This window comes from Streptomyces sp. NPDC002835 (assembly GCF_053591995.1).
This window is the reverse complement of record NZ_JBSFUW010000075.1, coordinates 1-12841: the sequence shown is the minus strand read 5'-3', so window position 1 is coordinate 12841 and position 12841 is coordinate 1. Positions and strand designations below refer to the sequence as shown.

13 protein-coding genes and 5 pseudogenes are annotated in these 12841 nt (G+C 66.6%); 9 read left to right on the top strand and 9 right to left on the bottom strand.

Features of this window, described 5'->3' with window-relative positions; genetic code table 11:
• Window positions 1-203 precede the first annotated feature (203 nt).
• Window positions 204-425 carry an IS3 family transposase gene (locus ACWD01_RS36185; protein ID WP_451168077.1) on the top strand — a complete coding sequence of 74 codons (222 nt, stop codon included), beginning with the start codon at window positions 204-206 and terminating at the stop codon, window positions 423-425.
• 31 nt (window positions 426-456) lie between these two features.
• Here ACWD01_RS36185 and ACWD01_RS36180 read toward each other — a convergent pair.
• Together ACWD01_RS36180 and ACWD01_RS36175 are read right to left on the bottom strand one after the other, a co-directional pair.
• Window positions 457-573: pseudogene (locus ACWD01_RS36180) on the bottom strand (HNH endonuclease); the annotation flags it as partial.
• A 38-nt stretch (window positions 574-611) separates the two neighbouring features.
• Window positions 612-1148, bottom strand: a complete 537-nt coding sequence (locus tag ACWD01_RS36175; protein ID WP_451168075.1) for a hypothetical protein — start codon at window positions 1146-1148, stop codon at window positions 612-614.
• 578 nt (window positions 1149-1726) lie between these two features.
• Here ACWD01_RS36175 and ACWD01_RS36170 point away from each other — a divergent pair.
• From ACWD01_RS36170 to ACWD01_RS36155, 4 genes are all read left to right on the top strand, one after another.
• Complete coding sequence (locus tag ACWD01_RS36170; RefSeq protein WP_451168073.1) at window positions 1727-2614, top strand: nucleic acid/nucleotide deaminase domain-containing protein; 888 nt, start codon at window positions 1727-1729, stop codon at window positions 2612-2614.
• Window positions 2615-2805: 191 nt separating this feature from the next.
• A complete protein-coding gene (locus tag ACWD01_RS36165; protein WP_451168071.1) occupies window positions 2806-4305 on the top strand; it encodes a WD40 repeat domain-containing protein in 1500 nt (499 codons plus the stop codon).
• Between the two features lie 85 nt (window positions 4306-4390).
• Entirely contained in the window at window positions 4391-5938 is a 1548-nt protein-coding gene (locus tag ACWD01_RS36160) for a WXG100-like domain-containing protein (RefSeq protein ID WP_451168069.1), read from the top strand.
• A gap of 14 nt (window positions 5939-5952) precedes the next feature.
• Window positions 5953-6528 (top strand): SUKH-4 family immunity protein, encoded by a 576-nt coding sequence (locus ACWD01_RS36155; RefSeq protein WP_451168067.1) that lies wholly within the window; start codon window positions 5953-5955, stop codon window positions 6526-6528.
• A 244-nt stretch (window positions 6529-6772) separates the two neighbouring features.
• Here the strand turns inward: ACWD01_RS36155 and ACWD01_RS36150 are convergent, their stop codons facing one another.
• Window positions 6773-7537 carry an ISL3 family transposase gene (locus ACWD01_RS36150; RefSeq protein WP_451168065.1) on the bottom strand — a complete coding sequence of 255 codons (765 nt, stop codon included), beginning with the start codon at window positions 7535-7537 and terminating at the stop codon, window positions 6773-6775.
• A gap of 143 nt (window positions 7538-7680) precedes the next feature.
• Window positions 7681-8052, bottom strand: a pseudogene (locus ACWD01_RS36145) (transposase family protein); the annotation flags it as partial.
• 133 nt (window positions 8053-8185) lie between these two features.
• Between ACWD01_RS36145 and ACWD01_RS36140 the strand changes: the two are divergent.
• Window positions 8186-8794 (top strand): YdeI/OmpD-associated family protein, encoded by a 609-nt coding sequence (locus ACWD01_RS36140; protein ID WP_451168063.1) that lies wholly within the window; start codon window positions 8186-8188, stop codon window positions 8792-8794.
• Here the strand turns inward: ACWD01_RS36140 and ACWD01_RS36135 are convergent.
• From ACWD01_RS36135 to ACWD01_RS36120, 4 genes and pseudogenes are all read right to left on the bottom strand, one after another.
• Window positions 8745-9119 (bottom strand): annotated as a pseudogene (locus ACWD01_RS36135) (ISAzo13-like element transposase-related protein); the annotation flags it as partial. The gene ACWD01_RS36140 and the pseudogene ACWD01_RS36135 sit on opposite strands and share 50 nt — an antisense overlap.
• 32 nt (window positions 9120-9151) lie before the next feature.
• The gene (locus ACWD01_RS36130) at window positions 9152-9349 is read right to left on the bottom strand and encodes a hypothetical protein (RefSeq protein ID WP_451168061.1); all 198 of its coding nucleotides are present in this window, start codon (window positions 9347-9349) and stop codon (window positions 9152-9154) included.
• A 433-nt stretch (window positions 9350-9782) separates the two neighbouring features.
• Entirely contained in the window at window positions 9783-9974 is a 192-nt protein-coding gene (locus tag ACWD01_RS36125) for a hypothetical protein (protein WP_451168060.1), read from the bottom strand.
• Window positions 9975-10037: 63 nt separating this feature from the next.
• Window positions 10038-10328 (bottom strand): annotated as a pseudogene (locus tag ACWD01_RS36120) (HNH endonuclease); the annotation flags it as partial.
• A 101-nt stretch (window positions 10329-10429) separates the two neighbouring features.
• On the opposite strand from ACWD01_RS36120, the gene ACWD01_RS36115 reads away from it, so the two are divergent.
• From ACWD01_RS36115 to ACWD01_RS36105, 3 genes are all read left to right on the top strand, one after another.
• Window positions 10430-11221 carry a hypothetical protein gene (locus tag ACWD01_RS36115; protein WP_451168058.1) on the top strand — a complete coding sequence of 264 codons (792 nt, stop codon included), beginning with the start codon at window positions 10430-10432 and terminating at the stop codon, window positions 11219-11221.
• Window positions 11222-11435: 214 nt separating this feature from the next.
• Window positions 11436-11999: an SUKH-4 family immunity protein gene (locus ACWD01_RS36110; RefSeq protein ID WP_451168056.1), complete on the top strand. Its 564-nt coding sequence runs from the start codon at window positions 11436-11438 to the stop codon at window positions 11997-11999.
• A gap of 77 nt (window positions 12000-12076) precedes the next feature.
• Window positions 12077-12550, top strand: a complete 474-nt coding sequence (locus ACWD01_RS36105) for an NUDIX domain-containing protein (RefSeq protein ID WP_451168054.1) — start codon at window positions 12077-12079, stop codon at window positions 12548-12550.
• 15 nt (window positions 12551-12565) lie between these two features.
• On the opposite strand, the pseudogene ACWD01_RS36100 reads toward ACWD01_RS36105, so the two are convergent.
• Window positions 12566-12694: pseudogene (locus ACWD01_RS36100) on the bottom strand (IS630 family transposase); the annotation flags it as partial.
• Window positions 12695-12841: the final 147 nt, after the last annotated feature.

Below are 12841 nucleotides of genomic sequence, written 5' to 3'. Positions count from 1 at the left end.
CCGCAAGACGCTCGGCTGGAGGACACCGGCCGAGGTGTTCAACGAGCAGCTACTGTTGCAACAGGCCGGTGTTGCAACGACCGGTTGAATCTGGTCAATACACATCCATCAAGCTCACAACTCGCCTTGTCAGAGCAGGGATCCACGCGTCCATGGGCTCGGTCGGCGACTCCTTCGACAATGCCCTGGCAGAGAACCTCTGGATGCTGATCAAGACCGAGTGCATCCGCGGCCGCGTCTTCGCGACCAGGGCCGAGGCGAATCTCGCGCTCTTCGAGTACATCGACGGCTTCTATAACCCCCGCCGCATCCAGAAGCGGCTCGGCTACCTCAGCCCCATCGAGTTCGAGGAGAAGCACTACGCCGACCAGGCAGCGGCCGAACCAGTGAACCTGAAACCACGTCAACCCGCCCTGACCAGCTAGTCAGCCACCCCCGCGCAGCGGGGGAACCTCACTTGGTGGCCGTCCGGTCGACCAGGTAGGTGCACAGGGCGTCCGGCGAGGGCGGCAGCCATTCGGCCGGGTCCTTCCTCCCTTTCGACCGGTTGGTCTTCGCGGTGACGGCCACCATGCCGTTCCTGGTGATCGGCAGGAGGTTCACGCCGACCGTCACCGTCGCAGGCGGTACGTGAGGAGGCGGGCACTGACTCGGTCAGAGCTGATGCCGAGTGCCTTGCCGATGGTTTCCGGTGACAGTTCATCGGCTTCGGCCGCACTGGCGGCTTGGTGCCCGACGTCTCTCGTGAGACGTTCGAGCGTGGATACGGCCTTCAGCGCAGCCACTGGTGCCTGTTCGGCGAGCCTGAGCAGCTGATCCTCCAACTTTTCCATGACTTCGGACAGCTCGGCGGGTACCGGCACGGTCTGACGGTCAACCGCGCGAATGTGGTCGCTCCACTCGTTGTACGGGCCGGAGGTGTCGATGTCCTCGATGCGGCCGTACTCGTCCGCTTGATCCCAGTCGATCGGATAGCTTCCCCCGCGCCAGCCGCAGGCGCAGGAACTGCGGTAGGCGGCAGCCTTCGGCCGTCCCAAGTGGCCGTCATAGGCCCACCACTCACCGGTCGTGCATCCGGAGCCTCCGCCGCTGCCGAAGTCCAGGTAGACGGGCTTCGGCTCACTGCCGTCGGCAAGCACCGCGCCCACGATGCCCTCGTGTGACACTCCGAATGCTTCCGTCGTCCACCCCATGACACCCCTCCAGCCTGTGACTCCCGATGCGTGGTCGGCTACTCGCAGCCGCACAGCAATGTGCAGGCCCCAGTGGTGTCCGACCTCTTTCGTACAGCCTGAGGATGCCTCAAGCCGCCGGCGGCGAAGGGCCGATCGTCTCGATCCGACCGGAACGAGGTACACCCATTGGTCATGCCGTCCAGGTTGCCCAACTCTTGCAGCAGAGATCGCCGAGGAGCGCGCATCAGCTGCGCGGGCAGGTGGGCGGGCCGGCAGTGATGCTGCTTCCGCACCGAGTTCCTTTTTGGCGAACCCCGCCACGTGGGGCACCACGCAGCCGTGATGGACTGCCCGCTACGTTCAGGGCGCATGATCGCCTCGACGGCGCGGGGCACGATCAGCCGGGCCCCGGTGGGTGAGCGTGTGGGCCGCCTGCTCCGCGGGCCGGGCAAAATCCGTCAGCTAGCGGTCCTGGGGCATCGCTGTCCTTGCTCACGACTAAAGTCGTCTGTGACCATCGACCGCCCGCCTGCCTGTATTGCGAGGTTCCCATGCCTTCCCCCGCTCCGGAGGACCGTGACGAGCTGGTTCAGCACTTCGGTCGTCAGGGACTGCGGCGATTCGGGCGGGCCAGTTTGTCGGGTGCCCGCTTGCCGGAGGCTGCGGAGGTGTTCTTGGAAGGGAGTGGCGTACCGGTAGGCGTTGCTCCCTACTTCCGCGCTCCGCTTGTTGATGAACCTGTAGCCCTGGGCGTTGTCGCGTCCCGTTCCGGCGGACCGCAGCCGCATGCCGTGATGGAGAGTTGGCCGCGTATTGGGTTCGACGGTCTGGCGCACCTGTGTGTGCGGCCAGACGGTGCCGTTCAGGCCGTCGTGCTGGAGGGGGTCGCGGATGACATGTTCGTGAACACCGATGCTTCGACGCTGAGTGCGTCACTGCTGGCCCTGGACCGCGCGCTGCCGCTGATTGCGGAGGCTTCGGGGCTGGAGGAGGCTGCGGCTGTCTTCCGTGACCTGTCTGCGGGGCTTCGACGGATTGATGCGGCTGCCTTCGAGGAGAGGGAGGCCTGGTGGCCTCGTGTCCTCGACGACATCCGGCACACCTTGAACTTCCCTTTCTCTGCTGCGTTGGAGTATGTCGATGCCGCAGGTGACAAGCAGGTGGTCACGGAGGCCACGGGTCCGGGGCGGCCGCATCCCGAAGAGCTGATCTGGCGCCGCCTTTCCGGGGAGGGTGTGCAGCCTGACCAGGTGCGTCGTGTCTACTGTGAGCTGGAGCCGTGTCTCATGCCCGGTCACTACTGCGCCGTATGGATGCAGGAGACCTTTCCGCAGGCTCAGTTCACCCACAGTTTCGACTACGGTGCGAGCGCTGACTCCCGCGAAGAGGGTCTCAAGGAGCTGATCACGCACGCGGCCGAGCAGGCGAGGCGTGGCTGATGCGGTGGGAGCGTCCTGCTGCCGGTCGTGAACCGGCGGCAGCTGCTCTGCTGGGCTGGCTTGCCGACCCGCAGGCGCCTCGGCTGTGTCTCGTGTCTGGATCGGAGGGATGCGGGAAATCGGGGCTGCTCGCCTGGCTCGTGCGCCACGGCAGCCGGCGTGGGACTCCGGCCGAGCGTGCGGTCCATGCCGTGGTTCCCGCCGCTGGGCGGAGCGTGCGGGGCACGGTGTGGTCGCTGGCCGACCAGCTTGGCGTCGTGGCGCGTGATCGGGGTGAACTCGTGGCCGTGCTGGGGCGTGACCCGCGGCGCACGGTGATCGTTCTGCCCGATCTTCACGAAGGGGACGGCACCGAGCTGGTGCTCAGCCTGGCCCGCCTGCCGCATGTCCGGCTGATCGTCGAGTCCCGTTCCGGTAGCCCTGCGCATCAGCGTCTGGCCGGCAGCGGTTGCGCGGAGCTGGACTTGGGCCTGGAGCAGTGGAGGGACCAGCGTCGCTTCGAGCAGTGGAAGGCGTCCCTGAGCGAAGGGGGAGGCAGGCCGGTGTCGGGGCTTGAGGACACGGTGGTGGACCTTTCTGATCCGGTGGCGGTCTGTGCCGCCGATCCGTGGCAGGTAACTGCGGCGTACGAGAGTGACGGCGGCCGTGACCACGGAGGGCTTCGCGCCGCTTGGTTGAGGGCGGGGCAGTCCCTGTGCAGGGAGCAGTCACCGGCGGCTCGCGCACTGAGCCTTCTCTGTGTGCTGGGCGACTGTGCTGATCCGAGGCTTGCGCCTGTGCTTGTCGAGCTTGCGGCGGGCTCGGAGTGGAGTGTGGAGTGGAGTCGGGTTCGGGGGGACATGGCGCCGCCCTGGCCTGGTGCTGTGACGACGCTGGCCCTGGGCAGAGGGCTCCTCGCTGGCTGTCTGCTGGTGGTCGGTGCTGGCGGCGTCGTGAAGGCCGTGCACGTGGCAGACGCTTCCCCGCGCGGGCGCTTGCCTCAGGGACGCGGGGAACCGGCCGATGCGACGGTCACCGAGGACGGCACCGTGCTGCTGCTCGATCAAGCCGGTCACGTTCGCGCCGACGCCAGCTGGGCCGCCCGGCGCGCGGGGTCAGGCCTTGCTGCACTGCTGGACGACACGCCCACCGGCGCCCAGCGCCTGGTCGCAGCCGTGCAGGAACACACCGGCACGGCGCTCGCCTGCGCCGCGGGGCTCGACCTCGGGATCGTGGCGCTGGGCGGCGCCACCGGCACCGTGCAGGCCTTCGGAGACGTTGCAGACTCCGCTTCGCTGCACGACGGCCCGGTGAGGTCGCTGGCCGCACTCAGTGTCCCTATCGGGGGCGAGCCGGCCGTACCCCTCGTCTACAGCGGCGGCGCGGACGGCACCGTGCGGGCCTGGTCACCAGGCCACTCCCCCATGACCGCGCCCCTGGTGCAGCGGTCCTGCCCTGTGGTGTCCCTCGATGCCGCAATCACGGACAACGGGCCGTCCATCGTGGTGGCCTGGGGCGACGGCGCAGTGCAGTGGATCCAGTGGGACACCGGTGCACAGCAAACGTTCCGGCCTGGCCCGCCTGTCCGTGCCGTAGCACTTGATTCGGACAGCCGTGTCTGCATCGGGATGGATGAGGCCCTGACCTGCCTCGTTCCACGAAGATCACACGATGGCGGCAGCTCTCCAGAATGCGACTTGCGGACTGTCTGATTCACAGCGCCCTCACATGTGCAAAGTTGACGGCTGCTCAGCCGACGTGAAGGGTGGGGCGGTTGGCGTATGACGGGGGTAACACATGGGGATGACGCTGCCGGATGACCTGGTCGAGGTCCTGAACCTCATAGGCATCGACTGGCCACAGATCGACGAGGACGAAGTCAAAGCCTCGGCCAAGGACTACCGGAAGCTGGCCGAAGGCGTCCGCGACGCGGTCAAGGAGGGCAACGACGCCTGTTCTCACATCGTCGCCGGCAAGAGCAAGGGCGAGACGGTCAACGCCATCGACCGCCGCTGGGGCAAGCTCACCACGAGAGACCTGGCGACTTTCGCCAACGGGTGCGACGACCTGGCCGGCGCCCTCGACGAATGTGCCGACCTCATCGTCACGTGCAAGATCGCGATCATCGGCAAGCTGACCACAACGGCCGCGGCGGCAACGGCTGGTGTCGTCGGCATGTTCTTCACCGCCGGCCTCAGCGGCCTGCTGTCTGCGGCTGCTATCGGCGCCGCACGGCTCGTCATCCAGGAAGCCATCGACTACGCCATCGAACAGATCACCGCCATCGTCACCGACAAGATTGAAGCCAAGGTCCTCACGGAGATCGACAAGCTGTTCACCGACAAGCTCGGCGGCAGCACGCACGACGTCATGGCCATGGGCAGCACGGACATGGCCCAAGACCTCGTCATCGAGTTCGACGAGTTCGACCGCGCGGCCGGTGACTACCAGAAGACCGCCACCAACTTCGACAAGAAGAAGGGCGAGTTCAAGAACGGCGGAGCCGGCCGAAAAACATCGGTGAAGAAGGACAGCAGATTCCACAAACTCTCCACCGTCATGGACAAAGCCGAGGACGCGGTCGACAAAAAGGCCGACGAGATGGTCAAAACCCTCGAAGACCACGGCGGCAAGATCGACAAGAGCAAGAAGGACCAGAAGGGCACCGACAAAAACACCAAGGACGAGCTCGACAAGTGCAAGACGCCCGACGGCGGCGACACCCCGATGTACTTGCTCAATGCTGACGGGTCCGTGCAGGAACTTCACACCGACGGCAGCAGGTCGGCTGTTTCGAAGGATGACAAGTCCGGTATTTGGAATGTCCTGGAGAAGGATGGGACCGTCTGGCGTCCCCCCAAAGGCACGAACCCTTACCCCATCCCGAACACGCGCGGCGGCCCTAAGGTGGTCTCGCAGAAGATTACATCGGGATCCACCGACCTGTCGCGGGCCACGGAGATCGCCCGGTTCGCGAAAGACGACTACGGCGGCACCAACTTCGCCGCAGCAGAATACGTGAACCCGAAGACCGGGAAGCCCATTATTCTCATCGGCGACAGCGAAGGTCCGCACTCGGAACGAACGATCGGCTACCCGGTACTCCGGCACAACGAAGAAGCAAACATAACCAAGGTCTATACCGAACGGGAGCCCTGCCAAAAATCCCCCAAGTGCGACCAGTGGCTGGACGAGTACTTCAAGACCAAGAATCCGAACCTGCAAGTGGAGCACGCCAATTCATACGACCAGACGCTCTCTCCCAGAGATCCCGAACGAGACCGAGAGCACCGCGAGTACATGAAAGAATTGAAGAAGCGTCACCAGAGCCAGGGGCACCCATGACAGACAGGTCCAGCATGCTTACCCACGTCAGTCCAGAAGCCGCGATCGAGGCGTTCGGCCTCACCTCCATGACCTACTTTCCCCATGCAGCACCCGGACACCTCCATGCGCCGACAGCCGACTTCCTGGCAACTGTCGGGCTTCCGGAGAGCAAGTTCTTTGGCACGCGGATGGACCTGGAGGACAACCGTGCGCAGCGCCTGGGTTTCGGCCCGAGCCTGAAGGCGTCCTTTGAACGCGTCGGATCCGAACTGCCGCCGGAAGCGGAGATCTGGGAGCTGCTCGGGTACTTCATCTACGCCGCAGTCGCCCTCGACCCGCGGGACGGGCGGATCTACGCCTTCCCGGAGGGAGAGATCAACTACCAGCCGATGCACGCGGATGTATCGAGCCTCGTGCACGCGCTCATCGTCCTGAACAAGGGCCGGTTGGACTACCTGCCGCTGGAGACGGACGACGACGAGCAGCGTCTACGCATCGTGGACCGCATGACTGAGGAGATCACTGCTGTCGACCCGACACCCTTCGCAGACGAAGAAGGTGAGTGGGAAACCCTGTTCGACCAAATCAGCTCCAACATGTGGCGCTGACGCAGCGGCCCATCATCAGCAGGCGGCAAGGACACCCAATGGCTACGTAGGTGAGGCCAGCGGAATTGGGGGTACTGACGGGCTGCGGAGAGCCAGCCGTCGAAGGTGCTGTCGAACGCGTCCAGCGCGGCCTTCCAGCGGCTGTTCCTGCGGACTTGTCTCGACGGTCTCGACCGCGTTGGGCAGGCCCTTCAGGGCTTGCCGGGAATCAACACGTTGATTTGATCTTGGTTTTGTCGGGTCTTCAAAGTTGACCGGTGCGGAGGTGTCCGCGGGCTCGGCGGGTGGTGACGCAGCGTGTGCGTAGGCGTTGGTTGGCGGGGTTGCGGAAGCCGAACGCGTTGCGGGCGATGAGCTTGATCACGCGGTTGATCCCTTCGCTCTTGGCGTTGCTGTGTCCGGTGTGGATGAACGCGGCGATCTCGGGCCACCAGCGGTCGACGGTGGTGGCGATCTGGCGGACTTCGGGGATGTCGGAGTCCGCGCACCAGGTGAGGAACTTCCAGCGGGCGTTGCCGACTTGGTGGCGGTCGACTCCGGTGCGGGCCAGGGCGAGGAGGGTGCGCAGGTTCTCCTTGGCTATCCAGGCCGTCAGCAGCGTCTGCCCGATCTTCCCCTCGCCCAGGAGCGTGTTCCACATCGTGGCGAACTGGTTGTCGGTGAGGTCCTCGCGGTTGCGCAGAAGCCGCCGTCTGGCCTTCCACTCCGGGTCACTGGCGCGTCCGCGCCGGCCGCGGGTCTCGGCGGTGGTGCGGCGCCTGACCATGGACAGCATCTTGTTGGCGAGCTGGACCACGTGGAAGTGGTCGACCACGACAGTGGCGTGCGCCAGGCCGATACGGATCGCGGCGCGGTAGGTGGCCGACATGTCGATGGCGACATAGCCGATGCCCCTTCTCCAGTCCAGGCTGGTGGTGGCGAGCCAGGCCAGGACGTCGGCGACGGTGCGGCCCTCGACTGTCCGAGCAGCCCGTCGTGGCCGAGGGCGTCGACGAAGCCGGTGTGCCACCGGTCCCGGGTCAGGCGCCACTTGCCGGTCTCCGGATCCTGTTCCCAGCTCGGCCGTCCGCGGCGGGTCTCGTCGATGCCCAGGACTGTGACCTGCGGCAGAGGTGCCTCGGTGACGTCGCGGGCCTGCGTGCGGAAGGCTTCCATCACGGTCGGCCAGGACAGATGCAGATCCCGTGCGGCCTGGATGACCGTGGAGCCGGCATCCCGTATGCGGCGCCCGGCCGTATCCCGCAGCCGGGCGGTCAGCCTGGCACCGGCCGGGATCTGCGGGATCTGCTCGGTGAAGGACCGGCGAGGGCAGCCGGCCTCGCGGCACCACCAGCGGCGCTTGTACCAGCGGAACTCCAATCCGCTCTCGCCGTAAGGGAGATCGCGTGGCCGGGTCACCGCCGAGCCCTTAACCCGGGTGGCGAACACCCCGCAGGCCGGGCAGGCTCTGGCTGTCTCGTCGGCCGTGACCAGGTGAACTCGGCGCCTTCCGTCGGCCAGCCGCTCAACCCGCGCGACGGACACCCCGTCGAGGTCGAGCAGCAACGTCGTATCGTTGACCAAGCCCGTGGCTCCTGCATGATCGTTCTGCGTCGAGAACAGAGACGATCACGCAGGCCCGCGGGCATCCCGCATCCGGGGCCGTGCCGAATGCCTCATGACAATCGGCCGGGTGTGGTTCGCTGCTGGGGTGACTCAGGACTTGGAGATCGTCGCATTCGAATCCGCCGAGGCGTTCGAGGCATGGCTCGGTGAGAACCACGCCGTCTCGTCCGGCATCTGGCTCAAGCTTCGTAAGAAGGGCCCCGGAGTCGCCGCGCTGAACTACGCCCAGGCGCTCGACGTGGCACTCTGCTACGGCTGGATCGACGGCCAGAAGGCAAAGTTCGACGACCAGTGGTGGCTCCAGCGGTTCACCCCGCGCAAGCCGCGCAGCAAGTGGTCCAAGGTCAACCGGGACAAGGTGGCCGCTCTGATCGAGCAGGGCCGGATGCGTCCGCCGGGGCAGGCCGAGGTCGACCGCGCCAAGGCGGACGGCCGCTGGGAAGCGGCCTACGACGGTGCGAAGACCGCCACGGTGCCGGACGACCTCGCGGCGGCCCTGACCGCCGACCCGGGCGCGGCGGAGTTCTTCGAGACACTGGACCGGCAGAACCGCTACGCGATCCTGTACCGGATCCAGGACGCCAAGAAGGCCGAGACCCGGGCGCGCCGAATCAACAAGTACGTAGCGATGCTGGCGAAGGGCGAGAAGCTGTACCCGTAGTCACGGAGAGGGACCGTGGCCGTGTGCTGCCCTGGACTGCCGACGCGCCTGCGGCCCCGGCAGCAGCCACCAACCGCCGTCGCTGAGCGTAACGAAATGTCAGAGGCCCTGAGCAGGCGCACCGCTCAAGATCGAAGACCCTGATTGGTAGGGCAGCGATCTCGTCGTCGCTGATGCGGATACCGGTGGGGTACCTGCCGCTGTCGAGTTCGGCATGGACGGTGCGGCTGGTGGTCGCGGCGATGGTCTGGAGCATGACTTCGCGGCTGGTCAGGGGTCTGCCGCGCCAGTTCATGGTGATGTGGGAGAACAGCCGGTGCTCGAGTAGCGCTGGGCCAGGCCGTGCTTGGCCGCGTCTTACGCCTTCCAGCCGCAGAGGTAGGCGACGTAGGCCTCGGTCGAGAGTGCCTCGCACTGGTGATCCTCGGAGGCGAAGGTGGAGCGGCAGAGAGCGGCGATGTCGCTGCTGAGGTACTGCACAACGGCGGTCCGGCCGTGCTGTCCTCCGTGCTGTCCTCCGTGCCGCTCGTCGATGCGGGTGAACATCTCCACCATGTCCCGGACGGCATCAACCTCCGCCTGGTCGGCACGGTGGCCGAGATGCGTGGCGCGCTGACGCTGTAGGCCGCGTTCGTGAGAAGGTCCGTCGGCTCCTTGCGGACGCGCTGGACGGCCCCGGCGTTCATCGGGACCGGCCACAGCCGCATACGGCGCCACAGGCGCAGCGTGGCGCCCGGGGCGAGAGCCCAGTGGTGCAGGGGCGCCCCGGCGGCCATGTCGGCGTCCGTGGGCTGCACGATGCGCCTGCTGCGGACATCCCTGCCGGTGCTCGCCCGTTGAGGGGCATAGCGACCTGGGAGATGAGCGCCGCGGGTACGGTCGCAAGGGGTTGAGAGAAAGGTTGGGGTCACCGGCTCCGTGTCCCGTACCGGTGATCACCCAGTTCTCCACTCGACAGATGCGGCGGCACTGCCTTGGAGCCGAAGACTCAGGCAGGGCTCTGGCCTCGGTGGCAGTAGTGCCAGCGGGGGTCGTGAGGCTCGAGTCCGAACGGCTCGCGTACGTACACGGCCCCGTCCCAGCACTGCCGGTAGGGCGGCCGTCCGTCGTCGTCTGCGTCCACCGTGGCCGCCCCGCCGTCCAGCGGGCCGCCCTCGATCCCCAATGTGTACGTCGTCACGCGTTGATCAACGCGTGACGACGCACCGGGTCACCGCCTGCACGAGCTGTCGGTGCTCGAGCTCTACTCGGCCGGCTGGTGGTTGATGACGGTTTCCTCGCAGGGGCCGTCGGCGAAGGTCTTGAGCGCCCCGAGCTCGGCGCCGTCGACGGTCAGGCCCCAGCGGAGCTTGGTGCCGATCCACTCGCCGATGTAGCGGCAGTACTGGTCGGACGCGGGCGGGAGCCATTCGGCCGGGTCCTGGTCGGCCTTGGAGCGGTTGGTGCGGGCAGTCACCGCGACCAGGGAGGTCACGGAGCCTTGATCGTTGGCGTATGCCTCACGCTTGGCCGCACTCCAGGCGTAGGCCCCAGCTGGCAGGGAGCGTCATTCCAACCGTGCGCTATTCACTGTGCTGGTTTCTCGGATCGCAGCCTCAGAGCTGGCGTGTCCGAGGTGGCTGTCACACTCGCCGGATGACGAACGAGGGTGGAAGTACGGGTCTCGTTGATGTGCGGGCGCTGTTGCTGCGGACGGACTGGAATGGCGTGGAGCACTGCTGCCCGAATGTGGCGCCGATGACGCCGGTGATCCTTCGGCAACTGCTCGATGACGATCCGCGGGTCCAGGGCACGGCGGTGCGGGATCTGTACAGCGCGGTGACGCACCAGGGGTCCTTCTACAGTGCCACGGCGCCGGCGGCGTTGTTCGTCGCCGCGGTCCTGGGCGATCCACGGACACTGGCAAGGGTGACCCGGCAGAGGCCCTGGGAGATCGACCAGCACGGCGAGCAGTTGTCCTCGCTGCGGGTGCTTCTGCTCGGCTGGCTCGGGGACACCGCCCAGGACACGGACTATCCGCCCGAGTGGCCGCCCGGCGCGCAGGAAGACATCGACGCCTTCCTTGCGACCCGCCCAGCCCTCTACGACGCGGTGCACCCGTTCCTCGGCGACAGTGAGCAGCAGGTCCGCGACGCCGCCCTCTTCGCGATCCTGCCTCTGCTGGCCGACCCGTCACTGGCCCACCACATCCCCGCCCTGACCGACGCAGTCCACCAACTCGCCGCCCGCGACACTCCCTACCGCTGGTACGCCATCGACCGACTCGCCGCCTGGGGCCAGGACACCTCCCGCTACCCCGAGCCCCCGCAGCCGAACCCGAACATCTTCGCCGGTGTGGTTGCCCAGTACGCCGTCCACGGCGACCACGACCCGTGGGCAGGACACCTCGAGCCGTGGCCGGACTCTGTGTACGACAGCCTCCAATAGGGGCCGCCGGTGGCCGTTCCCGATCAACCGGGGGCACCTCGCTCGACGTCTCTCTCACGTCAGCCCGGGCACGGCCGCCCGCGGACGGGCCAGCGACTCGCTGCGCTACAGCGCTTCCTCATACAGGACCCGTCTTTCCGGTGCTGCCGGGCGACCCGGGTCAAGCATGCTCCCCGGTCCCTCGATAGCGTGTGCTCCCGGAGAGGGGGCTCAGTTGTTCTACGAGGGTCTCGCGTACGACGATCTTGTCGACTGGGCTGGTGAGGGAGGCGTTACCCGGGCCGATCGCCAGACGGTGGCCAAGTGGCGCATCCCCGAGGCGGACAAGGCGGTCCTTGTCGACGTCGGCATCCCCAACAGCAACGACGTCCCCTTCACACGAGTGTGCTTCCGGGCGGACGCGGAGCCGGCGGTATCGACCGCTGACGGACGACTGCTCTACCTGCTCGCCGAAGATCAGCGCCCAGACTACGCCGACGGTGTCCTGACCTCGTCATGGGCCGTCGAGCCGGGCACCGGTGTCGTCCATTACGTGATGCCGGACGGCAAGGCATGGTTCGCCAACTCCTCCGTTGTTCTGTGGATCCAATGCCTGCACCACTACGGGCTGCGCGTCGACACCTGCGACCTGCTGCTCAACGCGGACTTCCACGAGGAGGACGCCGTCCTGGCCGAACTCGAGGAACTCGCCGCAGAACTCGCGGAGTTCGACCCGCCTGCATTCGCCGGGTACGAGGGGTTCATCTGGCCGGAGTTCCTCGCCCGCTGGCTTTGGTAGCACGAGCTCCATCCCTACTGCCGTGACCGTGAACGTTCGCCGGGTGGTCGTTCATCGTGCCAAGTAGTGTCAAAGCTGTGGAGACAACGCATCGGCCCGCCGCGCGGGTGATCTGCCTGGATGCCGCCCAGCGTCTGCTCCTTCTCCATTGGCGTGACCCGTTTGACGGGGCGTTGCTCTGGGAGCCGCCTGGTGGCGGCATCGAACCGGGCGAGACACCGTTGATGGCAGCCCGGCGGGAACTCGCGGAGGAGACCGGCCTGGATGCCTCTGCGGTCCATGAACGATCTGTGTCAGTCGAACGTGACGTTTGGTGGAACGGGAAGCGGTATGTCGGGCCGGAGGATTTCTTCGTGGCCCATTTCGCCGAGGAGCGGCCGACGTTGAGGCCAACCGGTCTCCTCCCCGATGAACAGGTCAATCTCCACAAACACGCCTGGGTCGCGTGGTCCGACCTGGACACGTTGGCCGATCGAATCGAGCCGCCGGCATTGATGTCCGTTCTCGCTGCCCTGGTTCCGGACGGCCCGTGGTGCGACCTGGTGCGTTGACCGGGAAACCTTCGCTCATGCCGCGTTGGTGAGTGGACATCCTCCCCAGCGGATGCCCTTCTCACTGCGGATACGGGCGCGTTCGCGGCGTCGGGCAGCCAGTGCATCGGGGTGTCGGGCGTTGGCGTTGCGCCAGCGCAAGTAGGGGTCTGTTTCAATCGAGCGCACGATTTACAGTCCCCGTCCTGCAGCCATCAGTCGCGTCCTTTGATCGGCTACTGGCCCTGGGAGCGAAGGGTGCGCTGGACGGACTTGAGTTACACGGGCGGCCCTGTCAGCCGCACCGCACCC